We start from the raw sequence: 25,655 nt of genomic DNA on the forward strand, positions 1-25,655 counted from the left end.
TTCTTCTTTGTTCTTTTCGTCTTCCCGGGGGGGGGGGGGGGCCCCCCCCACCCCCCCCCCCCCCCCCCCACTCCACTTTTGCGGTTCCCGTGGGCCGGGTAAGGTTAGGTTAGCCTCACCGATCATCGGGATGGCGCCACCTATCGATCCCGGCGGGAGGTGAACCGCGTGTACGTCTGCAGTTGCTTCGGTGTCACCGAGCAGCAGGTCAAGAAGCACGCGGCGGACGGCGCCTGCACTCCTCGCCAGATCGCGTCGGCGTGCAAGGCGGGCACGGACTGCGGGTCCTGCGTACGCCGGATCCAGGCGATCCTGGGCAGGGGCGCGTGCCCGCGCCGCGATCTGGCCGACCAGGGCGAGTCGGTCTTCACCGAGCTCGAGGAAGCGGCCTGACGCGGCTTCGTGGTGGGGCTCAGCCCTCCGGCTGCTCGATCAGCTGCGCGATGTAGAGCGCCTCGCCGAGCTTCTCCAGCAGTTCCAGCTGGGTGTCGAGGTAGTCGATGTGGTGCTCCTCGTCCGCGAGGATCGACTCGAAGATGTTCGCCGAGGTGACGTCGCCCTTGGCGCGCATCACCTCGATGCCGCGCTTGAGGCGGTCGATGGCCTCGACCTCGATCATCCGGTCGGCCTCGAACATCTCCTTGACCGTCTGGCCCACCCGGACGTGGAACAGCCGCTGGTAGTTCGGCAGCCCGTCCAGGAACAGGATCCGGTCGGTGAGCACCTCCGCGTGCTTCATCTCGTCGAACGACTCGTGACGCGTGTACTTCGCGAGCTTCGTCCAGCCGAAGTTCTCCTGCATCTTCGCGTGCAGGAAGTACTGGTTGATCGCGGTGAGCTCCGCGGTGAGCTGCTCGTTGAGGAATTCGATGACCTCGGGGTCGCCCTGCATCGCAGAAGCTCCTTACCAAGCGGGGAATGAGGAGGTTGCCGCGATGATTGCACCGCTGTAGAAGATCGTCCAGTAAGTGCAAGCTTAGTAAGTAAGTGCAGCCTTAGTTCTAAATGTCCGGGTCGGGTGGACCCTGGTCATGTGCACCACCCGGGGTCTGTCAGGATGGAGTCATGGGTCAGCCGGTGGAACGCGAGTCAGGAGATCGCGCATCTGAGAACGCGGCATCGTCGCAGCTTCCGCCGGGACAGCGACTGCAGCGCGGCTGGCCGGTGACGCACTACGGGCCGGTCCCCAAGTTCCGTCCCGAGCGCTGGGACTTCCGGGTCTTCGGCGCCACCGCCGACGGCGAGAAGCACTCCTGGACCCACGACGAGTTCACGGCCCTGCCGTACGCCTCGGTCGTGGCCGATCTGCACTGCGTGACGAAGTTCAGCATGCTCGGCGCCGAATGGGGCGGCATCCCGGCCCGTACGATCCTGGAGACGGCACCGCCCGCGCCCGAGGTCACCCATGTGATGGTGTGGGCCGAGTACGGCTTCAGCTCCAACCTCCGCCTCACCGACTTCGCCGACGACCGCACGATCTTCGCCACCCACAAGGACGGCGAACTCCTCACCGCCGAGCACGGCTTCCCGCTCCGCCTGGTCGTCCCCCACCTGTACGCCTGGAAGGGCCCCAAATGGGTCCGCGGCATCGAGTACATGACCGCCGACCGGCGCGGTTTCTGGGAGGAACGCGGCTACCACAACATCGGCGACCCGTGGCAGGAGCAGCGGTACTCCTACCAGGAGGAGCCGGGGGACGGGCCCGAACTCTGAGGATCCGCGACCCGCGCGGTCAGCCGTCCCTGAGCTTCTTCAGCCGCTCCACGTCCGCCGCGTGCCCCTCCTTGCCGCCCGGGGTCTCGATGATCAGCGGGACGCCTTCGGTGGCGGGGTGCGTCATCAGGGCACGGAACGGGTCCTCGCCGATGTGGCCGGAGCCGATGTTCTCGTGGCGGTCCTTGTGGGCGCCGACCACGTCCTTGGAGTCGTTGGCGTGGATCAGCTTCAGCCGGCCCTCGCCGACGGTGTCGACCAGCAGGTCGAGGGTCCGGTGCATACCGTCGGGTCCGGTCAGGTCGTGCCCCGCCGCGAAGATGTGGCAGGTGTCCAGACAGACGCCCAGCTTGGGGTGGGCGTCCAGCGCCTCGAAGTAGGGGCCGAAGTCCCAGGTGCGTGAGCACAGGGACGAGCCCTGGCCCGCCGTCGACTCCAGCAGCAGATACGGATCGTCGTCGTGGGTCAACTCGTCCAGCAGCGGCAGCAGATACTCACGCACCTGCTTCAGCGCCACCGAACGGTCCCGCCCGCCGGTCGCGCTCCCCGTGTGCACGACCACCCCCAGCGCGCCGATCTCCCGCCCCCGCCGCAGCGAGTGCCGCATCGACTCCACGGACCGCTCGGCCGTCGCCTCGGTGTGCGACCCGAAGTTGATCAGATACGGCGCGTGCACATAGGCGGGGATCGACTCCTCGGCACACGCCGCCCGAAACTCCTCGTCCTGCCGGGGATTGCCGACCGGGGTCGCCCAGCCGCGCGGATTGGCGACGAAGACCTGAACCGTCTCGGCCTTGAGATCACGGGCGTACGTCAGCCCGACGGAGTTCAGGCCACCGGCGACGGGGACATGCCCGCCGACGGGGTTGCGGGACGGACCGGAGAGACGGGGGGTGGGACCCGGGAGGCCGGGGGACTGCGGAGTGCTCACCGCACCAGGGTGTCATGCGGCCCGAGGTGCCCGGCCGCCGGTTCGAGGCGACGGCCGGGCCGCACTCGCGTCAGCGGATCTCGATCGTGATCTTCGACCCCTTGGGCGCGGTGTCGCCGCCGTCCACCGACTGGCTCCTGACCTCGTCGCCGAAGAGTCCGAGGATGCCCCGGTCCTCCTCGACCTCGAAGCCGGCGGCCTTCAGCTTCCGGGTCGCGTCGTCGACGCTGTCGCCCACGACGTCCGGGACCTCCACCATCACGGGGCCCTTGGAGATCGTCAGGGTCACGGTGTCGCCCTCGCCGACCTGCTTGCCCGGGCGCGGCGACTGCTCGGCCACGAGGCCCTTGTCGAACTCGGAGTTGACCTGCTTCGAGGCGATCTTCACCTTGAGGCCCGCCTCCTCCAGCTCGGCGGTGGCGTCCTCGACCGAGGCGCCGGACAGCTCGGGCACCTCCACCGGGGCGCCCCGGCTGACCACGAGCCGGACGGCCGCGCCCGAGCGGATCTCGGTGCCCGACCCAGGCTCGGTGCTGATCACCTGCCCCCGGGCGACCTCGTCGCTGAACTCCCGCGTCACCAGGCCCGGTTCGAGCCCGGCGTCCTTCAGCTCGGCCCTCGCCCGCTCCAGCCGGGAGCCCGTCAGGTCCGGCACCTTCACGGTCTCCGGGCCCTTGGAGATGGTCACCGTCACGGGGTCGTTGTCCCGGATCCGCCCGCCGGGCGCCGGGTCGGTGCTGATCACCTTGCCGCGCTCGACGGTGTCGCTGTACGCCTCCTTGACCTTGACGCCCAGCCCGGCCCCCTCAAGACGCTTCGTGGCGTTCGCCTCGGTCTGCTGCAGCACCGCCGGGACCTGGGTGAACTGGCCCGAGTTGATGTACCAGACGCCCCCGCCCACCCCGAGGACCAGCAGCACGGCCACGACGGCCGCCCACAGCCCACGCCGGGGAGCGGGGGAGGAGGTACGCGTGCGCCGGGGCGGCGGCGGAGGTGACTCGAACCGGCTCGTGCGGTTGACCGGGTCCGGGCCCGTTGCCACCGAACGCGACACGGACAGCGAGCGCGGGATCACACTCGTCCGGTCGTCCGCGATGTCATGGCCGTCGGTTATCGCCTGCGGCGGCACCGCGTCCAGTTGCTCGGTGCTGAGCGCCGCCCGTGCCTCCAGCGTCTGCGCGAGCAGCGCCACGGCGTCGTACGGCCGCAGCTCCGGATTGCGGGCGGTCGCCGAGGCGACCAGCTCGTCCAGTTCGTACGGCAGCCCCGGCACGGCGGCCGACGGCGGCGGCACGTCGTCGTGCAGCGCGTGGTACAGCACCTGCGCGGGGGAGTCCCCGGCGTGCGGCTTGCCGCCGGTGAGCATCTCGTAGAGCGTCACCCCGCACGCGTACACGTCGACACGGGTGTCGGTCGTGCCGTGCTCCAGCTGTTCGGGGGCGAGGTAGGCGACGGTGCCGAGGACGCTGCCGGTGGTGCTGGTGACCGTGTCCACGGCACGGACGAGCCCGAAGTCGGCGACCTTGACCCGGCCGTCGTCCCCTATCAGCACGTTCTCCGGCTTCATGTCCCGGTGCACGAACCCGGCGCGGTGCGCGGCGCCCAGCGCGGCGAGCACCGGCTCCAGGATGTCCAGCGCGGCCCGGGGCTGCAGCGCCCCGCGCTCGCGCAGCACGTCACGGAGGGTGCAACCGGCGACGTACTCCATCGCGAGATAGACGTACGAGCCGTCGGTGCCCTGGTCGTAGACGCCCACCACGTTCGGGTGGGCCAGCCGGGCCACCGACTTGGCCTCGCGGATGAACCGCTCGACGAACGTCCGGTCCGCGGCCAGTGTCGGATGCATCACCTTGAGCGCGAGCACGCGGTCCAGGCGGGTGTCCACGGCCCTGTAGACCGTGGCCATCCCGCCGACCGCGATCCGCGCCTCGACTCGATACCGGCCGTCGAGCACCTGGCCGACAAGCGGGTCCTGAAGGGTCGTGTCCACGCAGGTGAGTCTACGAGCCGCCACGGACACCCCCACAATTTCCGCGGCACCGGAGACGCACTGCAGCAGACCTGTGACCGTCGCGGACCGGCCGACCAGGGGCGCGGGGAACTGCGCGAACAACCACAACGCACCCGCACCCGCCGACGCACCAGACCCCCCGAGCTCGAACGCGTGGCGGGGGTCGAAGGGGCGCAGCCCCTGGGGAGGGGACGGGTAGGGGCGGCGGGGGCGAAACCCCCCTCAGAACGCCGGCCGCTCCGGATCCAGCCGAGCCAGCCCCTCACCCGGCGAAGACGCCTCCGCGAAGTGCCGCCGGGGAATCCGCCCCGCCCGATACGCCAGCCGCCCCGCCTCCACCGCGTGCCGCATCCCCTCGGCCATCAGCACCGGCTCCTGCGCCCGCGTCACGGCGGAGGCGAGCATGACCCCGGCGCACCCCAGCTCCATCGCCAGCGCCGCATCCGACGCCGTACCGGCACCCGCGTCCAGAATCACCGGCACGCGCGCGTGCTCCACGATCAGCTGGAAGTTGTGCGGGTTGCGGATACCGAGCCCGGACCCGATGGGTGACCCCAGCGGCATGATCGCGGCACAGCCCACGTCCTCCAGCTTCCGCGCGAGCACAGGGTCGTCGTTCGTGTACGGCAGCACGGTGAAGCCGTCGTCGACGAGCGTCTCGGCGGCGTCGAGCAGCTCGATCGGATCGGGCAGCAGCGTGCGCTCGTCGGCGATGACCTCCAGCTTGACCAGGGCCGTACCGAGCGCCTCGCGCGCGAGGCGGGCCGTCAGCACGGCCTCGCCCGCCGTGAAGCAGCCGGCCGTGTTGGGCAGCACCCGGATGCCGAGCCGGTCGAGCACGGACAGGACCGAGCCGTGCACCGACGCGTTCACCCGGCGCATCGCGACCGTCGTCAGCTCGGTGCCGGAGGCCGTCAGCGCGCGCTCCAGGACGTCGAGGCTCGGCGCCCCGCCCGTGCCCATGATCAGCCGGGACGAGTAGGTCGTACCGCCGAGGACGAAGGGGTCGTCTGCCATGGGATCAGCCTCCTTGGACGGCGGTGAGGACCTCGACGCGGTCCCCCTCGGCGAGGGCGGTGGTCGTCCACCGCGCGCGCGGGACGACGGTTTCGTTGAGGGCGGCGGCGACACCGGACGGGGACGCGGTGAGCGTCCGCACGAGCGCGTCGAGGGCCGTCCCGGGGGCGATCTGCCGCCGCTCCCCGTTGACGAGGACGGTCAGTGTCCCGGTGGTGGTCATACGGGCTGCTCCAGGAGTTCGCGGGCCGCGCCGGCGCGGAACCGCAGGGGGGTGAAGTCGCGGGCCTCCTGAGGCAGTTCACCGGTGGTCAGCACATGGGCCAGGACGTCGCCGGTGACCGGGGTGAGGAGCACGCCGTTGCGGTAGTGGCCGGTCGCCAGGAGCAGGCCGTCGAGTGCGGTGGGGCCGAGGAGCGGCGCGTTGTCGGGGGAGGCGGGGCGCAGGCCCGCGCGGGTCTCGGTGAGCGGGAGCTCGGTGATCCCGGGGACCAGTTCATGGGCGTCCCGCAGCAGCTCGTACACCCCGCCCGCGGTCACCGTGGTGTCCCAGCCCTGCTCCTCGCTGGTCGCGCCGACGACGAGTTCGCCGTTCTCGCGCGGCACCAGATAGACGTGGCTGCCGCGCACCACGGCCCGCACGGTACGGCTCAGGAACGGCGCGTACGGCTGCGGCACGGTCAGCCGCAGCACCTGCCCCTTGACCGGGCGCACCGGTGGCAGCACCTCGGCGGGGACCCCGGCGAGCCGCCCGCTGAGGCTGCCCGCGGCGAGGACGACGTGTCCGGCGGACAGCGGGTCGCCGTCGCCGGTGCGGACCCCGGTGGCCCGCTCCCGGACCACCGACAGCTCCTCGGCCCAGGTTCGGTGGAAGACCACCCCGGCGCGCTCGCAGGCCGCGACGAGGGCCGTGGAGAGCCGCCTCGGGTCGATCTGGTGGTCCCCGTCGACCCGCAGTCCGCCGCGTACGCCCGGCGCGAGCATCGGCTCCAGACGGCGGCACTCGCGGCCGTTCAGCCACTCCGAGTCCAGGCCCGACCGGCGCTGCAGGGCGTGCAGTTCGCGCAAGTGGGCGCGGTCGTCGGCGTCGAGCGCCACGGCGAGCGTGCCGGAGCGGCGGTAGCCGAGGTCGAGGCCGGTGGCCTCCGTCAGCTCGGCCGCGAAGTCCGGGTAGCGGCGCGCGGACTCCAGGTTGAGCCCCAGCAGCGTCTGCTCGCCGTAGTGCAGTTCGGTGACGGCGGCGAGCATCCCGGCCGCCACCCGCGCGGCCCCGCCGCCTGGATCGGGATCGACCACGGCCGTGGCGAACCCGCGCTGCGCGGCCCGCCACGCGGTGACCAGACCGATGATTCCGCCCCCCACGACGAGGACGTCTGACGTGTGCGTACGCGACATGGGCGTCCAGCCCCTCCCTTCGCCGGCATGACCCGGATCAGGTTCGTACGGTCGGAGGCCGCCAGCCTCCCTCTCAGCCCGGTGCGTCCGGGCTCCCGCGAGTGCTCTACGGTGGCCCACCCTAGCCCTCGTCGATCGCCTCAGTAAGGGAGCCTCCGCCCATGTCCCGCTCGCTCGACGGTCTCGTCCTCGCTCCCGTCGCGGATCAAGCGCCAGGCCAGGTGGGCACCCGCACCCGGTTCGCGTACCACGAGAAGGACGGCGAGATCTGGGCCGAGTACGCGGGCGGCGACGTCGTGCGCGGCCGTCTCGTGGGCACGCGCGCGGGGGACCGGCTGGACTTCCGGTACGTGCAGCTGAAGACCGACGGGACCACCGCGTCCGGGCACTGCGTGTCCCTGGTGGTCGAGCTGCCCGACGGGCGTGTCCGGCTGGAGGAGACCTGGGAGTGGGAGTCGCGGCCCGGCAGTGGGACGAGCGTGGTCGAGCAGGTCGCCGGGGGTGTGGAACAGTTCACGGAGCACGACCACTGACTGACCTTCAGTCAGGTGTCTATGGTGATCAGGTGAGCGAGCAGACGCAGGCACCGGGACGGACCGGGCGACGGGTCGTCGTCGTGGGCGCGGGCATGGCCGGGGTCCAGACCGCCGTCGCCCTGCGCGAACAGGGCTTCACCGGCGACGTCACCCTGATCGGCGCCGAGCCGCACCAGCCGTACGACCGGCCGCCGCTGTCCAAGGCCGTCCTGCTCGGCACGGCCGAGGGCTCCGCCTTCGACGTCGACTTCGAGGCGCTCGGCATCGAACTCCGCCTCGGCCGCGAGGTGTCGGGCCTGCGCCCCGCCGCGCACGAACTCGACACCGCCGCCGGGCCCGTCCCGTACGACCTGCTCGTCCTCGCGACCGGTGCGGAACCGATCCGGCTGCCGGGCGCCGAGGGCGTGCCCGGGGTGCATCTGCTGCGGACCCTGGACGACGCCCGGCGGCTGCGGCCCGTGCTGGCCCGGCAGCACGACATCGTCGTGGTGGGCGCGGGCTGGATCGGCGCCGAGTTCGCCACCGCCGCGCGCGAGGCGGGCTGCGCGGTGACGGTTGTCGAGGCGGCCGACCGCCCGCTCGCGGGCGCGCTCCCGCCGGAGGTGGCCGCGCCGATGACCGCCTGGTACGCCGACAGCGGCACCACCCTGCGCACCCACGCGCGCGTGGCGCGCGTCGAGCCCGGCACGGTCGTCCTGGACGACGGCACCCGGGTGCCCGCGGGCGCGGTCGTCGTGGGCATCGGCGCCCGCCCGGCGACGGCCTGGCTGAAGGGCTCGGGCATCGAGCTGGGCGCGCACGGCGAGGTGGTGGCCGACGACCACCTGCGCACCTCCGCGCCGGACGTCTACGCGGTCGGCGACTGCGCCTCCTTCCCCTCCGGCAGGTACGGCCGGCGCCTCCTCGTCCACCACTGGGACAACGCCCTCCAGGGCCCCCGCACGGTCGCCGCGAACATCGTCGGCGAGACCCCCGAGCCGTACGACCCGGTCCCGTACTTCTGGTCCGAGCAGTTCGGCCGCTTCGTCCAGTACGCCGGCGACCACGCCCTGGCCGACACCACCCTCTGGCGCGGTGATCCCACCGGCGCCGCCTGGTCGGTGTGCTGGCTCCGCGAGCGCCGGCTCGTCGCCCTGCTGGCGGTGGGCCGCCCCCGTGACCTGGCCCAGGGCCGCCGGCTGATCGAGGCGGGCACCCCGATGGACCCGGAGCCGCTGACCGACCCGTCGCGGCCCCTGAAGGCGGCGACGGCGTAGAGCGGGCGCTCCTTCCGCCGCCCGGGCGCTCTTCGTACCCCTCCGGCGGTCCCGTCGAAGGCGCCTCGGCTACCCACTGTCAGTCGCAGATGGCAGTCTTGGAGACGTGACCGAGATTGACGCAAAGATCGATGCTCTCGTCCCCGCGTGGCTGACGCTCCCCGACATCGCAGAGATGCTGGACGTCGAGGTGACGCGCGTGCGGCAGCTGGTGAAGGAAGGCCAGCTCATCGCCGTACGCCGTGGTGAGAACCGCGCGCTGCACGTCCCCGCCGCCTTCATCGACGAGGACAAGGTGGTCAAGGGCCTGTCCGGCACCCTGACCCTGCTGCGGGACGACGGCTTCACCGACGAAGAGATGCTGGAGTGGCTCTTCACTCCGGACCCGAGCCTGCCCGGCACCCCGGCCCAGGCCCTGAGCGAGAATCGCGGCACGGAGGTGAAGCGCCGCGCCCAGGCGCTCGCCGTCTGACCCGAAAAGCCCGCAACACCTGAAACGCCTGAAACGCCTGAAACACAGAAGGATCTGTCACGCAGCAGTGTGACGCAGCCGCCCGTACGGCGTACGGGAGCCGGGGCCCGAGAGGGCGCCGCCCCGTACGCCGCACCGACACGCACCACCGACGGGGGACCCACGCATGCCCGACGCCGCCGCGCAGCTCGCCGACGCCCGGCTCTACCTCTGCACGGACGCGCGCAGGCGCCAGGGCGACCTGCCGGAGTTCCTGGACGCGGTCCTGAGCGGCGGCGTGGACATCGTGCAGCTCCGCGACAAGGGCATGGAGGCCGCCGAGGAGCTGGAACACCTCCAGGTCTTCGCCGACGCCTGCCGCCGGCACGGCAGGCTGCTCGCGGTCAACGACCGCGCGGACGTCGCCCACGCCATCGGCGCGGACGTGCTCCACCTCGGCCAGGGCGACCTGCCCGTCCCCGCCGCCCGCGCCATCCTCGGCACGGACGTCCTCATCGGCCGCTCCACCCACGCCGAGGACGAGGCCGCCGCCGCGGCCGTCCAGGAGGGCGTGGACTACTTCTGCACGGGCCCCTGCTGGCCCACCCCCACCAAGCCCGGCCGCCACGCCCCCGGCCTGGACCTCGTGCGGTACACCGCCGCCCTCGGCACCGACCGCCCCTGGTTCGCCATCGGCGGCATCGACCTCGGCAACCTCGACGAGGTCGTCGAGGCGGGCGCCCGCCGGGCCGTCGTCGTCCGGGCGATCACGGAGGCCGACGACCCGAACTCCGCCGCGGCGGAGTTCACCAAGCGCCTGCGCTCTCTCTAGGCGGTTCGGGCGCCCGGCTCACGGCTGTCCAAGGCGTGGACAACAGATCGGCGAAACGGACAAAACCCCCGGCTCTGGTTGGGGGACGGCCCCGACCTGACTAACCTGCCGGGTATGGCCCTAGGAACCGCTTCCACCAGGACTGATCACGCACGCACCGTGCGCGACATGCTCGCCACGGGCAGGACCACGTACTCGTTCGAGTTCTGGGCGCCCAAGACGGAGAAGGGCGAGCGGAACCTGTGGAACGCCCTCCGCAGGATCGAGGCGGTCGCCCCCAGCTTCGTCTCCGTGACGTACGGTGCCGGCGGCTCCACCCGGGCCGGCACGGTGAAGGCGACCGAGCAGATCGCCTCCGACACCACCCTCACCCCGGTCGCCCACCTCACCGCGGTCAGCCACTCCATCGCCGAGCTGCGCAACATCATCGGGCAGTACGCGGACGCCGGGATCCGCAACATCCTCGCGGTCCGCGGCGACCCGCCCGGCGACCCCATGGGCGACTGGGTCGCGCACCCGCAGGGCCTGACGTACGCCGCCGAACTCGTCCGGCTCATCAAGGAGTCGGGCGACTTCTGCGTGGGCGTCGCGGCCTTCCCCGAGATGCACCCGCGTTCCCCGGACTGGGACAGCGACGTGGCGCGCTTCGTCGACAAGTGCCGCGCCGGCGCCGACTACGCGATCACGCAGATGTTCTTCCACCCGGACTCGTACCTGCGTCTGAGGGACGCGGTAGCCAAGGCCGGTTGTGAAACCCCTGTCATTCCCGAGGTCATGCCCGTCACCAGCGTGAAGATGCTGGAACGGTTGCCGCGACTCAGCAACGCCGCCATCCCGGACGCCCTGAAAGAGCGGATCGTCACAGCCAAAGACGATCCGGCCGCTGTACGCTCCATTGGCATTGAGTTCGCCACGGAGTTCTGCGCGAGGCTGCTGGACGAAGGAGTCCCCGGACTTCACTTCATCACCCTGAACAACTCCACCGCGACACTGGAAATCTACGAGAACCTGGGCCCGCACCATGCACCACGGGCCTAGACCGGTCGCACTCGCGTACGACACACTGCGTAGCGGCTAGAGGGAGAGGGGCGTACATGGGCTGGACGGTCCTCTACATCGCGTTCGGTGTCGTCGCGTTGTGGCTGCTGGGTGAGGTACTGCTGCAGTACAAGGCGCGGTTGCGCTGGCGGCTGCTGGCCTTCGCCGGTTTCCTCTGTGTCGTCCTCGGTGTACTGATCCCCAACGTGATCGTCATCGCGCTGGGCGCGATCGGGTTCGCGATCGGGCAGACCTATGTGACGCTGTCGTTCCGCCGGGGCTTCGAGGCCGGCTGGGCCGTCCGCCCGCGTTCCGACGAGGGCGAGGGCGGCGGCAAGCTTCCCAAGCTCCCCAAGGCCGGCAAGAAGCGGCGGCGCGGCGAACCGGACCGCCAGGACCCGACCCTGGAGGTCATGGACCTGGAGGCCACGGCCGGCGGAACGTACCGGCAGGGCGACGACCCGCTCGTCGACGACCACGACGACGACGTGTTCGTCCGCCCGCAGTCCACGCCCGCCACGGCCGGGGCGAGCGCCGTCTACTCCCCGGAGCCCCTGCCGGACGACACCAGCACGTACGGCGTCTACCGCGACGACAACGCCTACGCGGGCACCGCAGGCCAGCCCTACGCGACCGCCGACCAAGCCGCGCAGGACGAGGCCTTCGCCTACTACGGCTACGACCAGCAGGGTTACGGCTACGACCCGAACCAGCAGCAGTACGCCGCCTACTCCGACCCGTACATCGGCACGCAGACGTACGATGCCACGGCCTCGTACGACCAGTCCTACGGCGGCCAGCAGGGATACGGGCAGCAGGGCTACAACCAGGACCAGTACGGCGGCGGCTACGGCGGCGAGACCCCGCCCGGTGGTGTCTGGGTCCCGCAGCAGCGCAACACCGACGACTCGTTCGACGCGTTCGGCACCGACCTCCCGGCGGACCAGCAGTACCCGTACCAGGGCAACGGGAACGGCAATGGCAACGGGAACGGCAACGGCAATGGCCAGAGCGGCTACGACGAGCAGCAGTACCGTTTCTGAAGGGCCGTCCGGCCCTCGGTGAGCCTCACCGCGAGCCTCGGAAGTCCGGTCCCTCCACGATCAGTCCGGCCACCAGCGCGCCCGACATCCCCGCGTGCGGGAGGCCGCCGCCGGGGTGGGACCAGCCGCCGACGGTGAACAGGCCCGGTGTGGCGGTGGAGTTGGACGGGTGCAGCCACCGCCCGTCGGCCGCCGCGAGCGCGGGGGCCGGGACCGCGCCGCCCTCCGCACCGGTCTCCCGCGCGATGTCGGCCGGGGTGCGGACCTCGTGCCACAGGAGGCGGTCCCGCAGGTCGGGTACGGCGCGCTCGGCGGCGGTGATCAGCCGCTCGGCCTGTGGATCGAACACCTCCGACTCGGCCCGACTCCAGTCGGGTTCGGCGGGGACCGTGCAGGTGATCGTGACCGCCTCATGGTCGGAGTCCGGGACCAGTCCCGGATCGTCCGGCCGCAGCACCGTCAGCGTGGGCCGCGCGACCACTCCGTGTGACGGACCGAAGAGGAGGTCCAGCTCGCTGTCGCGGTCGTCCGTGTGCACCACCGTCCGGTGCGCCGTGCTCTCAGGCCGGCCCCCGCGCAGCGCCAGCAGCACGGTCAGCCGACTCGTCGACCCCCGCTGGGCCGGTACGTCGCCCTCACGCCGTACGGCCGTCCCCCGCGCCCAGCGGCCCAGCACCTCGGGCGCGACCCCGGCGACCACGAAGTCGGCCTCGGCCACCGAGCCGTCCGCCAGCTCCACCCCGGCCGCCCTGCCGTCCTTCTCGACGATCCCCGTGACCTCGGCGCCGAAGACGAACTCGACCCTGCGGGCCAGGCACCGTTCGTACAGCGCCCGCGCCAACTCCCGTAGGCCGCCCCGGACGTACCAGGTCCCGAAGGCGTGCTCCAGGTACGGCAGGACAGCCGCGCTCGCCGGGACGGTCCTCGGGTCCAGGCCGTACGCGAGGGCGTGACTCTCCAGCAGGGCCGCGAGCCGGGGGTCGCGCAGCTCCCACGCGCCGACCTCGGCGAGGGTGGAGGCCCGGCGGGTGCGCAGAAGCCGCTTGTGGGGCACCGAGGGGTACGGGTCGCGCTCGGCGAGGACCCGCCAGTCGGACCACAGCGGCTCCTCCAGGAGGGGCCGGCGGGTGCGGTCCCAGGCCTCGCGGGCCCGCACCAGGAAGTCGCCCCAGCGGTCGCCGGTGCCCGGGCCGAGCGCGGTGTCCAGCGCCGCCACCACGCCCGCGCGTGAGGCGTTGGGGAGCGGGAGATCCGTGCCGTCCGCGAAGACGTGCCGGGCCGCCGGGTCCACCTGGACCAGGTCCACGCACTTCTCCAGCGGTTCCTTGCCGGTCTTCAGGAACAGATCGCGGTAGACGGCGGGCAGCGGCAGCAGCCCGGGGCCCGTGTCGAACGCGAAGCCGTCGCGCTCGAAGCGGCCCACCGCTCCGCCGTAGGTCGCCGTGCTCTCGTGCACCACCACGCGGTGGCCCGCGACGGCCAGCCGGGCGGCGGCGGCCATGGCGCCCAGGCCGGCGCCGATCACCACAATCCTTGCCATGTCAGCGACCTTAGCGGGCGCCGCTTTCCTTCTTCGGGCGCGGTCGAGCTCGGGGGGTTCGGTCGGTTGGCGGGTGCGGGTTCTTCGTGGCTTGTCGCGCGATTCCCCGCGCCCCTTGGTGGCGGCTGCGCCGCCGACCAGGGGAGTACGAACGCGGGCGCGATCGTCACCAGTCGGCAACAGACGGGGCTGGGGGTGAGTGCGCAGGGCTGAGTACGCGTACCTATGCGCGGAGATGAGTACCCGTACGGATGGGCTCCCACCTGCGGGAACGGGAGAGTGGAGGCACGGGAAGGGGCGCGGCTCCGGTACCGCCGACACGGGGCGGCGGAACGGGTCTCGCGCTCTTACCGCTCCTTCCGTCGACGTGAGTCGGCGGGAGCGAGGCACGGGGGAACACGGGGGAGTACGGGGGAACGGGGAAGCGCCGGTTCGAGGTGGCCCGCGGGGGACGCGGCCAGTTCGGACCGGCGCTTTCGTGTGTGCCCGGCTCGTGGCGCCCGGCCGGGTCAGCGGTTTCCGCTCACCCGGCCCTGGAGCAGCCGGGACAGTGCCGCGTGGACGTCGTCCAGGGAGCGGTCCGGCTGGAAGGCCTTCCAGTCGAGGGCGGCCACCAGGACCATGCCGACCAGGGCCGACGCCGTCAGGCCGACATCGATCTCGTCGCTGAGCTCGCCCCCCTCGACGCTCTCGCGCAGCACGCCCTCGACGACCGCGACCGCCTCCTGCCGGACGACCATCAGGGTGGACTGCCAGGCGCGGTTGGTGCGCCACAGCTCGGCCACGTAGAGCTGGGTGAAGGACGGGTAGCGGTCGATGAAGACGAGCCCGGCCCGGATCATCGCGTCCAGGGAGTCGACCCTGCTGCCGCCCTCCTTCGCGGTCCGTTCGGCGGCCTCGCGGAGGGAAGCGGTGAGGAGTCCCACGCCGTGCCGCAGCAGCTCCTCGAAGAGGACCGACTTGCTCGCGAAGTTGTAGTAGACCGTGCCCTTGGCGACGCCGGCGCGCTCGGCGATCTCGTCCACCGTGGTGGCGGAGAACCCCTGCTCCGCTATGAGCGTGACGGCCGCCTCGTAGAGTTTCTGCCGGGTCGCCTCGCGGCGGCCCCCGCCTGCGCTGCCGGGGGCGTTGCTGCTTTCCATGGCCCTGATTGTCACAGGAACCGTGCCGTGCGCGGGAACCACGCGGTGCGCGGTCACAGACTCAGCTCCGGGTGCAGCCGGTCCAGGGTCCACACCTGCCTGCGGCGGGCGGACAGGGCGGTCAGCGCGAGGGCGCCGACGGTGAAGGCCACCAGCACCGCGCAGGCCTGCCAGACCGGGCCCAGACCGCCGCCCGTGATGAGCCTGCGCAGCGCGTCGACGACATGGCTCATCGGCAGGAACGGGTGGACCGCGTTGAAGAAGTCCGGGCTGGTCTGCACGGGATACGTGCCGCCCGCGGACGTCAACTGGAGCATCAGGAAGGCGAGGACGAGGATCCGGCCCGCCGCCCCGAAGCGCGCGTTGAGCCACTGCACGATCGCCGCGAAGCACGCCGTCACCAGGAACAGGAAGCCCACCGTCCCGGCCGCCCGCGCCATCTCCAGGCCGACCGCCCAGTGCAGTACGGCCATCAGCGCGACCGTCTGCAGTACGCCCAGCGCGGCCACCGGCAGCCAGCCCGCCAGCGCGATCCGCCACGCCGAGGCGCCCGCCGCGAGGGCCCGCCGGTTGAGCGGCTGGATCAGCATGTACGCCACCATCGCGCCCACCCACAGGGACAGCGGGATGAAGTAAGGGGCGAACCCGGTGCCGTAGTTGGGCGCCTTGTGGAGGTCCCTGCTGGCCAACTGCACCGGGTCGGCCATCACTTCGGTGCGCCGGTCGCGGTCCTTCTCGTCGTAGTCCGGGATCCGCTCGGCCCCGTCGTGCAGTCCTCCCGCGAGCTTCCCGGAGCCGTCGGCGAGCTTGTACATGCCGCCCTTGAGGTCCACCGCGCCCGTCTTCAGGTCGCCGACGCCCGTGTCCAGGTCCTCCGCGCCGGTCTTGGCGGTGCCGAGGCCCGTGTGCAGGGTCTTGGCACCCTTGGCGACCTTCGTGGCGCCCTTGTCGAGCGCGTTCACCTTGGCGACGGCGTCGTCGAGGTCCGTGGAGAGGGTGGGCGCCGCCTTCGCGAGGGCGCGGGCCTGCTTCTCCAGGGTCTCCAGGTCCTTGTCGAAGGCCTTCAGATCACCGCCGTAGTTCTTCACCACCGTGTCGACGTCCTCGGCGAGCACGGCCGCCTCCGCCGCCGCGTCCTTCGCCTTCTTCAGGTCCGCGCAGGCCGCGTCGGGCAGTACCGCCTCCTCGCAGCGCCGCTTGTGGACGTCGTCCAGGGTGTCGGAGGCGGCACGGGTGCCGGTCGCGGCGGCCGGTGCCGTCTCCACGAACGCGTCGAGATGCTCCCGGATCGTGGCCGCCGAGTCGGCGACCAGGGTGGCGGTGTCGGCGATCGTGTCGCCGTTGTCCTCGAGGAAGGGCCGCACCTGGTCCGCCGCCGCGCCGACCTTGTCGGCGAGCTTCCCGGTGCCGTCCGCGACCTGCTGGGCGCCGTCCTCCAGGTCGCCCGCGCCCTCGTCCAGGTCCTTCAGCCCGCCGGACAGCTTCCCGCTGCCCTCCTTGGCCGTCCTCAGACCGTCCGCGAGGTCCTTGGAGCCCTGCTCCGCCTTGTCGATACCGCCCTTGAGGTCGTCGGCGCCGTCCGCCGCCTCCTCGGTCTTCCCGTGGATGTCCGAGAACGAGATGAAGATCCGGTCCAGGAACGACCGCGAGGCCTTCGTCGACGCCGCCGTCCGCACCTCGGAGAACACCGTCCGCGAGATCTGCCCGACGATGTAGTTGTTCGCGTCGTTCGTGCGCACCTGGAGGGCGCCCGTCTCCGGCACGTCCCCCGAGCTGGACGCGATCCGCTCGCTGAAGTCCTCCGGCATCGTCAGCGACAGGTAGTACGTGCCGTCCTCGACGCCCGCCCGGGCCTCGGCGGCGCTCACCCGGTGCCACGCGAAGGTGTCGCTCTCCCGCAGCCCCTTCGCGATGTCGTCACCCGCCGTCAGCCTCTCCTTTCCGACCGACGCCCCCTTGTCGTCGTTCACCAACGCCACGGGGATACGGTCCAGACGGCCGTACGGGTCCCAGAAGGACCACAGGTACAGGGCGCCGTACAGCAGCGGCAGCAGCAGGAGCGAGACCAGCGCGGCGCGCGGCAGCTTCCCCCGGCCGAACCGCCTCAGCTCAAGCGCGGCGAGTCTCGGCGAGCGCATCGGCCGTCTCCTTGTCGTCGTCGGGGTTGTTCTCGCTGTCGGGGTTCGTCTCGCCCACGGCTTCCGTGGACTCGCTCACGGTCTCCGGCGGCGCGCTCACGGCTTCCGGCGGCGCGCTCACGGCTTCCGACGGCTCGCTCACGGTCTCCGGCGGCGCGGTCGACACCACGACCGCCCCTTCGGGGGCCTCGCTGCACACCGCCACCACCGTGATCCCGGACTCGGCCAGGGACCTCAACAGGGCCCAGATCTCGGCCCGTTCGGCGTCGGAGAGCTTCAGATCGGTGTCGTCGACGCCGAGCAGCCGGGGCCCGCCGATGAGGGCGAGGGCGACGGACAGCCGCAGGGCCTCCGTCCGGTCCAGGTCGCGCACGGCGGTCCGGGAGCCCTTGGGCAGGGCCTCGCGGTCGAGCCCGGCGGCGGTCAGGGCGGCCTCGATCCGGTCCTTCGTCTCGGCGGCGCGCTCGGCCCGGGGCCGCAGCAGCCCGCGCAGGGAGCCGTCGAACCGCCGCCGCAGCAGCGCCCGTTCACGCAGGTGCTCGCCGACGGTCAGAGCCGGGTCGAGGTCGGTCACGCCGGGGACATGGGCGAGGGCGCTGATCCGGCGCACGGCCGCCATCCGCTTCGGCAGCTCCAGGGAGCCGACCGTGGCCCGGCCCTCGCTCGGCTTCATCCGCCCGGTGAGCGCGAGCAGCAGAGAGGTCCGGCCCGACCCGGACGGCCCCTCCACCGCGACCAGCGAGCCGGCCTCCACGTCGAACCCGACACCCCGGAACGCCCAGCCGCGCGGCCCCTTGAGCCCGAACCCCTCGGCACCGACGGCGACACCGCGGGCCGTCCCCCGCCCCGCGTCCGCCTCCTCTGGCTCTGCCATCCCCCAAGCCCCTTCTTCGTTCCGCGTTGCTCTTCGACACTTTTGAACTGACTGGTCAGTGCAAAAGCTACTGCGAACCTTTGATCGAAGCAAAAGCGCAGGTCAGAACGGATTGTCAGTGGCATACCTCACGATGGGCACATACGGCACCTCGTGTCAGAGCGTGTCGTCCGAAGACGACAGGAGGATCGTCATGGCCACCCACCACGCAGCAGCCGCCAACCGGCGCCGCGCCCCCGGCCCTGCCCCCTCACTGACCGGCCCGGCGAGCGACGTGCACCCCGTGCTGCGCCGGGCGACGGCCCCGCCCGCCGCCCTCGACCTGCTCGCCCAGGCCCGCTCCGGACTCGACGAGGCGTCCGCACACCTGACACCCAACGAGCGGTACGCCACCGCCCACCTGGCCGCCCTGCGCACCGCCGCCGCGGTGCTCGCCGCCCGGGGCCGCCCCGAACTCACCCCGAAGCGCCGGGCCAAGATCCGCAGCGCCTGGGAGGTGCTCCCCGAGATAGCCCCCGAACTCGCCGAGTGGAGCGCGCTGTTCGCCTCCGGTGCCGCCCGCCGCGCGCGTGCCGAGGCGGGCATACAGGGCGCGGCGAGCGCGCGGGACGCCGACGACCTCATCCGCGACGTGGCGATGTTCCTGCGCCTGGTCGAACGGATGCTGGTGCTCCAGCCGGTGCTGCCGCAACCCCGGCAGGACGGCGGTCCGGGCGTCCCGGACGCGGGCTGATGAACCGCCCCGGCGCCGCGCATTAGGGTTGGGTCGTTCGCACCCTCCGCCACGGCCCCCGGGCCCGGCGGAGACGCAAGCCCATCGCTCCGCCGCACATCGGGCGGTGCCGCGCCGAGGAGTCAACTGCCGTGTCGGAACCGATGCGACCCCGCGCCTCCCTCCGTACCGCCGTGGTCTGGGAGGTCCTCCAGGACGCCCTCGACCGCCGGGTGAAGGCCGCGGGACGTGAGTCGCTCGACGTGCTGGACACCGGGGGCGGCAGCGGCAAGTTCGCGGTCCCCGTGGCCCGCCTCGGCCACCGCGTCACCGTCGTCGACCCCAGCCCGAACGCGCTGTTCGCGCTGGAGCGCCGGGCCGCCGAGGCCGGCGTCGCCGACCGTGTGCGGGGCGTCCAGGGCGACGCCCACGGCCTCTTCGACGTCGTCGAGCGCGGCGGGTACGACGCCGTGCTCTGCCACGGCGTCCTGGAGTACGTGGACGACCCCGCCGAGGGCATCGGCAACGCGGTCGCCGCGCTGCGCCCCGAGGGCGTGCTCAGCCTGCTCGCCTCCGGTCTGGGCGGCGCGGTGCTCGCGCGGGCCCTCGCCGGACACTTCAAGGAGGCCCGGCAGGCGCTCGACGACCCGAACGGACGCTGGGGCGAGGGTGATCCGGTTCCCCACCGCTTCACCGCCGAACAGCTCACCGCGCTCGTCGAGGACGCGGGCCTTCAGGTCGCCGCCGTGCACGGGGTCCGGGTCTTCGCCGACCTGGTCCCCGGCGTCCTCGTCGACACCGAGCCCGGCGCCCTGGACGCCCTGCTCAAGCTGGAGGCGGCGGTCGCCGAACTGCCCGCCTTCCACGCCGTGGCCACGCAACTTCATGTGCTGGGTGAGACGCGAGGGGCCGCCGGCGCCTGAGCCGTCTCCCGCGGCGGAGGAGGGTGACCCGCTGATCAGGGGCTCGGCGGCGGATGGAGTACGCCACAGGCCCCCCGATCGGGCGCTCGGAGCCGTATGATCGAGGGAGACCGTTCCGGCATGACGGGCCGTCCGCTGGGGAATTCACACCTCAGCGGGTCGGGGTGCCATGGCGGGTTCCGGTTGGCGAATTGGCGTAGAGGGGCGGGTTTCAAGGGGGCGATTCCCTGCCTATCCTGAAGAGGACCCCCCGGGTCGCTCCGGCGACCGCACGATGAGGAGGACTCCGTGCCGCTCTCAGAGCACGAGCAGCGCATGCTCGAGCAGATGGAGCGAGCGCTGTACGCCGAAGATCCCAAGTTCGCGTCAGCGCTCGAGGGAAGCGGGCTGCGTACGTACACCCGGCGGCGGGTCTACCAGGCGGTCGCGGGCTTTCTGGTGGGTATCGCGCTCCTCATGGCCGGAATGGTCGCACAGCAGATCTGGGTCAGCGTGGTGGGGTTCCTCGTCATGCTGGGCTGCGCCGTGCTCGCCGTCACCGGTTGGCGCAAGGCCCCCAAGCCGGGTGAGCAGCCCACCGGTGCCACAGGCTCCGCCGGTGCGAGTCGTCAGACACGACAGCGCCGCTCCATGATGGACCGAATCGAACAGCGCTGGCAGCGCCGTCGTGACGAGCAGGGCGGCCACTGAGCCCGCCGGACAGCCGATCCGACAGCCATAGCTGAACACGTACGAAGGGTGACCACCCAAGGGGCGGTCACCCTTCAAGCACGCCCGCAAGCGGACCTGGGCCCCGCACCCGCACAAGCACGTCCGTGCGCACGACCCGCGCGCCCTGTATGGGGCCGCGCGCTTGTACGGGGCCGTTCCTGTACGCGTCTGCCCCCCTGCATCCGTTCGCGCCTGAACGGCGTCCATCCCCTGCACGCGTCCGTCCCCCGCACGCGTCTGCCCCTGAGCGCGTCCGTCTCTTGCGCCCATCCGCCCCCTACACGCGTCCGCCCCCGCCGGGCGGACCCGGCGGGGGCGGACGGATGCGGAGCCCCTAGGTGTTCTGACCCCCCGGCGAGGGGCGTCGCCAGGGCAGCCGTGGCGTCGGGATACGGGCCAGCAGCTCGTCCCTGGTGGCCGCCCAGCGGGCGGAGAGGGCCCAGGCCACCCGGATGGTCGAACGCGGCAGCAACAGCGCCCGGAGCTTCGTCCGGCGGCTGGCGTGCGCCTGGAGGCCCACCCCGACCTGCTGCGCGTCCCGGGCGAGGCCCGCCGGGATCTGCGGACGCGGAGCGAACAGCACCTGCTCCACCGCCGCCGCCACCCGGTGCACCGCGTCCGCGGCCGACGGTTCGAGCTCCCCGAGCCGCACGATCCGCGCGGCTGCCTTGCGGGGCGTCTGCGACTCGTCCGGCGGGATCCCGAAGTCCCACGCCGTGTCGGTCACCTCCTGCCAGGCGGCCAGCGCATGGGCCGCCGCGGCCTCCGTACGGCCGTACGCGGCGGGTCTGCCCGGTGGCGGTGACGGTGGCGCCTGGAAGCCCGCCGGGCCCTCGGACATCTCCCGCGCGACAGCGGGCCCGTGGGCCCCCTTCGGCACCGCCCCGTCATGCGCGCCCAGCCGTTTCGACCGGATCCGCAGCCGCCACAGCATCGGCAGCAACGGGATCGCCACCGCCAGGAGCGCCCCCGGAAGGATCAACAGGGTCCAGGGCGAGAAGAACAGCAGACCCCAGAACGAGCCCTCGTCGTCGTCCGCACCCGCCACGGCCGCCGCGGACTCGCTCCCGCAGGCCCCGAGCTTCGCCTCCTGCGGGGTGCAGCTCTCGCTCGCCGACGGCTCGGCCGACGGCGCCGTGGACGCCGACTGCGAGGGCCGGGGCACCTCGGGCAGACCGCCGGTGCCCGTGTCCTCCGGCACCGTGTACGGAGGAGTCGTGCCCCGGTTGGGGGTCGGCTCGAATCGGGTCCAGCCCACACCCTCGAAGTACAGCTCCGGCCAGGCGTGCGCGTCGCGCAGGCCCACCGACATCGTGCCGTTCGTCTGCGGAGTACCGGGGGTGAAGCCCACCGCCACCCGGGCCGGTATGCCCAGCGTGCGGGCCATCGACGCCATCGCGAAGGAGAAGTGGACGCAGAAGCCCTCCTTCTCCTGGAGGAACCGGGCTATCGCCCGCGCGCCCGTGCCGGACCGCACCTCGGTGTCGTACGTGAACTCGCCGCTGAACGCGAACCAGTCCTGGAGCTTCACCGCCCGCTCGTAGTTGTTCGTCGCGCCCTTGGTGACCTCCAGCGCCGTCTGCGCCACCACCGGCGGCAGCGAGGCGGGCACCTTGGTGTACTCCCGCTGGAGGGAAGGCGGCGGCTCCGGGGCCGAGGCCAGCTGCTCCGCCGTGGGCCGCACGATCAGGCTCTCGATCTTGTACTGCGCGCCCCTGGTGTCCTGGTCGTGGTCGCCGACGAGGGTGCGCCCCACGGGCTCGTACCGCCAGTCGCCGCCGATCTCCACGCTGGTCACCGGATACGGCATCGGCAGCCAGTCCTGCTCGTAGTCGTCCGCCGCGACGACCCGGGTCTCGATCGTGGTCCGCTTGACGTCCGGGGCGAGGCCGATCGGGGTGCCGAAGTCGTCCGGCACCTCGGTGATGGAGCGCTCGGTCGGCTTCCAGGAGGTGCCGTCGAAGTCGTCCAGGGAGACGATCCGCAGATACATCTCCTGAATGTTCTCCGTGTTGGTGCGATAGGACAGGACCTGGCGGTCCTCGTCCACGTTCAGGCTGTCGCGCAGTGACACCAGGGGGTTCACCGCGGAGATCGTGCCGCCGCCACCGGAGCCCCCGCCGATGCCGGCGCCCGTGCCGTCCAGCAGCCCGCCGTCGGGGGAGGGCAGCGGCACCAGCAGGGCGATGCCCAGCGCGACCGCGCCGATCCGCCGCCCGGTGCGCACCGGGGCCACGGCGGAGCCCGCGGACTCCGCGCGCGGGCCGTGGGACGCGCCGCCGAAGACCCGGCCCCACTGCGAGAGCCGGTCACGGCTCTCGGCCAGGAGCAGCAGCAGATAGCCGGCGGAGGCCAGCAGGAACCACAGCCACGCGGAGCCGTCGGAGAGCCCCGCGGCGACCGAGTACAGCGCGAGCAGCGGCAGACCGGCCGGGGCCGCGCTGCGGAACGTCACCGCGAGCGCGTCGACCATCAGGCCGATCACCAGGACACCGCCGATGATCATCAGCTGGATGCCGTCGCTCAGGGGCGCCGGGATCGCGTACCGCCCGACGTCCTCGGCGCCGCTCTGCAGCAGTGTCGCGAAGTGCTGGAACGCCTCCGGGCCGGGGACGATCCCGGCCACCGCCTGCTCCCGGGCGAAGACCAGCGTCAGCATCATCAGGGTGACCAGCGCCTGCGCGGCCACGGTCAGCGGCCGGGCCAGCGGGACCCGCCGCGTGAGCGCTCCCACGCCGGTCTGCACACCCAGCATGAGGGCGGCCTGGAAGATCCAGGTCGCCGGGTCGACCAGCGGCAGCAGCGCGCACGACGCCATGACCGTGGCGGCCCAGGCGCACAGTGCCAGCTTCGCCCGCCCGCTCATGACCGTCCCTCCCTGCCGCTCCCGGACAGCACACCGGTGCGCTGCTGGTCCGCCTGGCGCCACATGTCCGTCAGCGCGGCGCCGCGCGGCACGGTCAGCGCCGTCCAGCCCGCCTCGTGCAGCAGCCGCAGCGACTCCTCGCTCGCGCTGCCCGCACCGGGCACCTCGCCCGGTTCGGTCGTCCACGCCTCGCTGTCCAGCAGGAAGGCGACCGCCCCGCCGCTGCGCTGACGCATCTTGCCGATCACCGTCGCCTGCTCCTCGTCGAGGTCGCCGAGGAAGGCGACCAGCAGCCCCTCGTTGCCGCCGCGCAGCACGTCGTACGCGGGCGACAGACCCACGCCGTCCGAGTGGTCGATCACCGCGAGGGTGTCCATCATCAGCCCGGCCGCGTCCGCGGACTCCTGGCTGGCGCCCGCGAACCCGTCGGCGCCCTCGCCGGGCACCGAGTTGCCGGTGTCCGTCAACAGCCGTACCGAGAAGCCTCGTTCGAGCATGTGGACCAGCATGGAGGCGGCGCCGGAGACGGCCCACTCGAAGGCCGAGTCCGGGCCCGCGCCGAGATACGCCTCGGCCCGGGTGTCCAGCAGCACCGTGCAGCGGGCGCGCTGCGGCTGCTCCTCGCGGCGCACCATCAGCTCGCCGTAGCGCGCGGTCGAGCGCCAGTGCACCCGGCGCAGGTCGTCGCCGTGCCGGTACCCGCGCGGGATGATGTCGTCCTCGCCCGCCAGGGCCAGCGAGCGGTGCCTGCCGTCGCCGTACCCCTTCGCCTCCCCGCTCAGCCGCACCGGCGGCAGCGCGTCCACACGCGGGACGACCGTCAGGGTGTCGTACGTGGAGAAGGACCGGGTCAGCTCGCACATGCCGAACGGGTCGGTCAGACGCAGCTGGAGCGGGCCCAGCGGATAGCGGCCCCGCAGATCGGAGCGGACGCGGTACGACACCTCGCGGCGGCCGCCCGCCTCCACCCGGTCCAGCACGAACCTCGGGCGCGGACCGAGCACGTACGGCACCCGGTCCTGGAGCATCAGCAGGCCGGTGGGCAGCCGGGAGACGTTGTCCATCCGCAGATGGACGCGGGCCTCGCTGCCGGCGGGCACGCGCGCGGGGGAGAGGCGGCGGCTGCCCGCGACCCGGTAGCGGGTGCGGTACAGCACGGTCGTGCAGACCAGCGGCAGCACGGCGAGCAGCAGGCCGACGCGCAGCAGATCGCTCTGCCCGAGGACGTACGCGCAGATGGCGGCCGCTATGCCGGCGGCCAGGAAGGAGCGCCCCCGTGTGGTGAGGCCGGAGAGGGCCGTGCGCAGCCCGCCCTTGTCCTGCTCCGGGGCCGGCACCGGCCCGGCGGTGCTCATCCAAGCCTCCGCGGCGGCTGCTGCGGATACGCGGGCGCGGCGTGGACCGAGCCGAAGCCGCTCTGCGCCTGGGGTGCCTGCGGCACGGGCGTGCGCTGGAGGATCTCCTGCACGACCTGCTCCGGCGTACGGCGGTTGAGCTGGGCCTGGGCGGTGGGCAGCAGCCGGTGGGCGAGGATGGCCACGGCGAGCGACTGGATGTCGTCCGGCAGGGCGTACTCCCGGCCGCTCAGGGCGGCGGTGGCCCTCGCGGCGCGCAGCAGATGCAGCGTGGCGCGCGGCGAGGCGCCGAGTCTGAGGTCCGGGTGGCTGCGGGTGGCGCCGACCAGGTCCACCGCGTACCGCCGGACCGTTTCCGCGACGTGCACCGTGCGGACGGCCTCGATCAGCTTCACGATCTCGTGCGCGTGCGCCACCGGCTGCATGTCCTCCAGCGGCGAGGCCCCGCCGTGGACGTCGAGCATCTGCAGCTCGGCCTCCGGGCTGGGGTAGCCGACGGAGACACGGGCCATGAAGCGGTCCCGCTGGGCCTCCGGCAGGGGGTAGGTGCCCTCCATCTCGACCGGGTTCTGCGTCGCCACCACCATGAAGGGGGTCGGCAGCTCGTACGTCGTGCCGTCGATCGTGACCTGGCGCTCCTCCAGGGACTCCAGGAGCGCGGACTGCGTCTTCGGCGAGGCGCGGTTGATCTCGTCGCCGATCACGATCTGAGAGAAGATCGCGCCCGGCTTGAACTCGAACTCCTTGCGCTGCTGATCCCAGATGGACACACCCGTGATGTCCGAGGGCAGCAGGTCCGGCGTGAACTGAATACGTCGCACGGAGCAGTCGATGGACCGCGCCAGTGCCTTGGCCAGCATGGTCTTGCCGACGCCGGGGACATCTTCGATCAGAAGATGCCCTTCGGCGAGCAGCACGGTCAGCGAAAGCCGTACGACCTCAGGCTTGCCCTCGATCACTCCTTCGACCGAACTGCGGACTCGCTCCACAGTGCTGGTCAGATCAGTGAGGCTCGCTCGATCGTCATAGGTCGTCACCCGGCCCTCCTCGGCCCGTTCTTTCTCCGGGCCGTCGCTCTGCGATGCGGACCGGCCCACCCCGAAACACGGACACCACGCGCGAACTGCTCAGCGTGACGTCACACCAGCATTCTTGCTGCCGTTACCAATCC

The 25,655-nt window shown here is 72.2% G+C and carries 24 protein-coding genes and 1 riboswitch; of the genes, 11 read left to right on the plus strand and 13 right to left on the minus strand.

The window, feature by feature from the left end; translation table 11 throughout:
• The first annotated feature begins 168 nt into the window (after positions 1-168).
• Positions 169-393: a (2Fe-2S)-binding protein gene (locus ABT147_RS32140; protein ID WP_502983196.1), complete on the plus strand. Its 225-nt coding sequence runs from the start codon at positions 169-171 to the stop codon at positions 391-393.
• A gap of 19 nt (positions 394-412) precedes the next feature.
• Here ABT147_RS32140 and bfr read toward each other — a convergent pair whose 3' ends face one another.
• Positions 413-892 carry a bacterioferritin gene (bfr, locus tag ABT147_RS32145; RefSeq protein WP_351412710.1) on the minus strand — a complete coding sequence of 160 codons (480 nt, stop codon included), beginning with the start codon at positions 890-892 and terminating at the stop codon, positions 413-415.
• Between the two features lie 173 nt (positions 893-1,065).
• Here bfr and ABT147_RS32150 point away from each other — a divergent pair, with 173 nt between their 5' ends.
• Entirely contained in the window at positions 1,066-1,713 is a 648-nt protein-coding gene (locus ABT147_RS32150; protein ID WP_351412712.1) for a sulfite oxidase-like oxidoreductase, read from the plus strand.
• A gap of 19 nt (positions 1,714-1,732) precedes the next feature.
• Here ABT147_RS32150 and ABT147_RS32155 read toward each other — a convergent pair whose 3' ends face one another.
• The 5 genes from ABT147_RS32155 to thiO all read right to left on the minus strand — a co-directional run bounded on the left by ABT147_RS32155 (position 1,733) and on the right by thiO (position 7,067).
• Positions 1,733-2,644, minus strand: coding sequence for a deoxyribonuclease IV (locus ABT147_RS32155; RefSeq protein WP_351412714.1), 912 nt, complete (start codon positions 2,642-2,644; stop codon positions 1,733-1,735).
• A 70-nt stretch (positions 2,645-2,714) separates the two neighbouring features.
• A complete protein-coding gene (pknB, locus tag ABT147_RS32160) occupies positions 2,715-4,634 on the minus strand; it encodes a Stk1 family PASTA domain-containing Ser/Thr kinase (protein ID WP_351412716.1) in 1,920 nt (639 codons plus the stop codon).
• Positions 4,635-4,877: 243 nt separating this feature from the next.
• On the minus strand, positions 4,878-5,672 hold the full coding sequence (locus ABT147_RS32165) for a thiazole synthase (RefSeq protein WP_351412718.1): 795 nt from the start codon (positions 5,670-5,672) through the stop codon (positions 4,878-4,880).
• A gap of 4 nt (positions 5,673-5,676) precedes the next feature.
• Positions 5,677-5,895, minus strand: coding sequence for a sulfur carrier protein ThiS (thiS, locus tag ABT147_RS32170; protein WP_351412720.1), 219 nt, complete (start codon positions 5,893-5,895; stop codon positions 5,677-5,679).
• Entirely contained in the window at positions 5,892-7,067 is a 1,176-nt protein-coding gene (thiO, locus tag ABT147_RS32175) for a glycine oxidase ThiO (protein WP_351412722.1), read from the minus strand. Before thiO ends, thiS begins: the two co-directional genes overlap by 4 nt.
• Positions 7,065-7,176: riboswitch (TPP riboswitch) on the minus strand. (Overlaps the previous gene by 3 nt.)
• Positions 7,177-7,228: 52 nt before the next feature.
• Between thiO and ABT147_RS32180 the strand changes: the two genes are divergently transcribed.
• The 6 genes from ABT147_RS32180 (at position 7,229) to ABT147_RS32205 (ending at position 12,223) form a co-directional block, all read left to right on the plus strand.
• On the plus strand, positions 7,229-7,600 hold the full coding sequence (locus tag ABT147_RS32180; RefSeq protein WP_351412724.1) for an avidin-fold protein: 372 nt from the start codon (positions 7,229-7,231) through the stop codon (positions 7,598-7,600).
• A gap of 32 nt (positions 7,601-7,632) precedes the next feature.
• Positions 7,633-8,859: an NAD(P)/FAD-dependent oxidoreductase gene (locus ABT147_RS32185; protein WP_351412726.1), complete on the plus strand. Its 1,227-nt coding sequence runs from the start codon at positions 7,633-7,635 to the stop codon at positions 8,857-8,859.
• 106 nt (positions 8,860-8,965) lie between these two features.
• Positions 8,966-9,331 carry an Rv2175c family DNA-binding protein gene (locus tag ABT147_RS32190; RefSeq protein ID WP_200308949.1) on the plus strand — a complete coding sequence of 122 codons (366 nt, stop codon included), beginning with the start codon at positions 8,966-8,968 and terminating at the stop codon, positions 9,329-9,331.
• Between the two features lie 166 nt (positions 9,332-9,497).
• Entirely contained in the window at positions 9,498-10,142 is a 645-nt protein-coding gene (gene thiE / locus ABT147_RS32195) for a thiamine phosphate synthase (RefSeq protein ID WP_351412729.1), read from the plus strand.
• A 114-nt stretch (positions 10,143-10,256) separates the two neighbouring features.
• Complete coding sequence (gene metF, locus ABT147_RS32200) at positions 10,257-11,180, plus strand: methylenetetrahydrofolate reductase [NAD(P)H] (protein WP_351412731.1); 924 nt, start codon at positions 10,257-10,259, stop codon at positions 11,178-11,180.
• Between the two features lie 56 nt (positions 11,181-11,236).
• A complete protein-coding gene (locus ABT147_RS32205; RefSeq protein ID WP_351412734.1) occupies positions 11,237-12,223 on the plus strand; it encodes an SCO2102 family sporulation regulator in 987 nt (328 codons plus the stop codon).
• 25 nt (positions 12,224-12,248) lie between these two features.
• On the opposite strand, the gene ABT147_RS32210 is transcribed toward ABT147_RS32205, so the two are convergent.
• From ABT147_RS32210 to ABT147_RS32225, 4 genes are all read right to left on the minus strand, one after another.
• A complete protein-coding gene (locus ABT147_RS32210; RefSeq protein WP_351412736.1) occupies positions 12,249-13,763 on the minus strand; it encodes a phytoene desaturase family protein in 1,515 nt (504 codons plus the stop codon).
• A gap of 509 nt (positions 13,764-14,272) precedes the next feature.
• On the minus strand, positions 14,273-14,905 hold the full coding sequence (locus ABT147_RS32215; RefSeq protein ID WP_351412738.1) for a TetR/AcrR family transcriptional regulator: 633 nt from the start codon (positions 14,903-14,905) through the stop codon (positions 14,273-14,275).
• A 53-nt stretch (positions 14,906-14,958) separates the two neighbouring features.
• Positions 14,959-17,043, minus strand: coding sequence for a YhgE/Pip family protein (locus ABT147_RS32220; protein ID WP_351412740.1), 2,085 nt, complete (start codon positions 17,041-17,043; stop codon positions 14,959-14,961).
• A complete protein-coding gene (locus tag ABT147_RS32225) occupies positions 17,015-17,917 on the minus strand; it encodes an ABC transporter ATP-binding protein (RefSeq protein ID WP_351412742.1) in 903 nt (300 codons plus the stop codon). The genes ABT147_RS32220 and ABT147_RS32225 overlap by 29 nt, the downstream gene beginning before the upstream one ends.
• A 193-nt stretch (positions 17,918-18,110) precedes the next feature.
• On the opposite strand from ABT147_RS32225, the gene ABT147_RS32230 reads away from it, so the two are divergent.
• The 3 genes from ABT147_RS32230 (at position 18,111) to ABT147_RS32240 (ending at position 20,242) form a co-directional block, all read left to right on the plus strand.
• Complete coding sequence (locus ABT147_RS32230; RefSeq protein WP_351412744.1) at positions 18,111-18,650, plus strand: SAV_6107 family HEPN domain-containing protein; 540 nt, start codon at positions 18,111-18,113, stop codon at positions 18,648-18,650.
• Positions 18,651-18,781: 131 nt separating this feature from the next.
• Entirely contained in the window at positions 18,782-19,552 is a 771-nt protein-coding gene (locus tag ABT147_RS32235) for a methyltransferase (protein ID WP_351412746.1), read from the plus strand.
• Between the two features lie 288 nt (positions 19,553-19,840).
• Positions 19,841-20,242, plus strand: a complete 402-nt coding sequence (locus ABT147_RS32240; RefSeq protein WP_351412748.1) for an SCO2097 family morphological protein — start codon at positions 19,841-19,843, stop codon at positions 20,240-20,242.
• A gap of 355 nt (positions 20,243-20,597) precedes the next feature.
• Here ABT147_RS32240 and ABT147_RS32245 read toward each other — a convergent pair whose 3' ends face one another.
• Genes ABT147_RS32245 through ABT147_RS32255 form a run of 3 tightly spaced genes read right to left on the minus strand, consistent with a single transcriptional unit; the run spans position 20,598 to position 25,521 of the window.
• Positions 20,598-23,129: a transglutaminase TgpA family protein gene (locus ABT147_RS32245; RefSeq protein WP_351412751.1), complete on the minus strand. Its 2,532-nt coding sequence runs from the start codon at positions 23,127-23,129 to the stop codon at positions 20,598-20,600.
• Positions 23,126-24,484 (minus strand): DUF58 domain-containing protein, encoded by a 1,359-nt coding sequence (locus ABT147_RS32250; RefSeq protein WP_351412753.1) that lies wholly within the window; start codon positions 24,482-24,484, stop codon positions 23,126-23,128. The genes ABT147_RS32245 and ABT147_RS32250 overlap by 4 nt, the downstream gene beginning before the upstream one ends.
• Positions 24,481-25,521, minus strand: a complete 1,041-nt coding sequence (locus tag ABT147_RS32255; protein ID WP_351412755.1) for an AAA family ATPase — start codon at positions 25,519-25,521, stop codon at positions 24,481-24,483. The genes ABT147_RS32250 and ABT147_RS32255 overlap by 4 nt, the downstream gene beginning before the upstream one ends.
• Positions 25,522-25,655: the final 134 nt, after the last annotated feature.

The sequence above is a fragment of the Streptomyces sp. NPDC001868 genome, assembly GCF_040297125.1.
GTDB lineage: Bacteria > Actinomycetota > Actinomycetes > Streptomycetales > Streptomycetaceae > Streptomyces.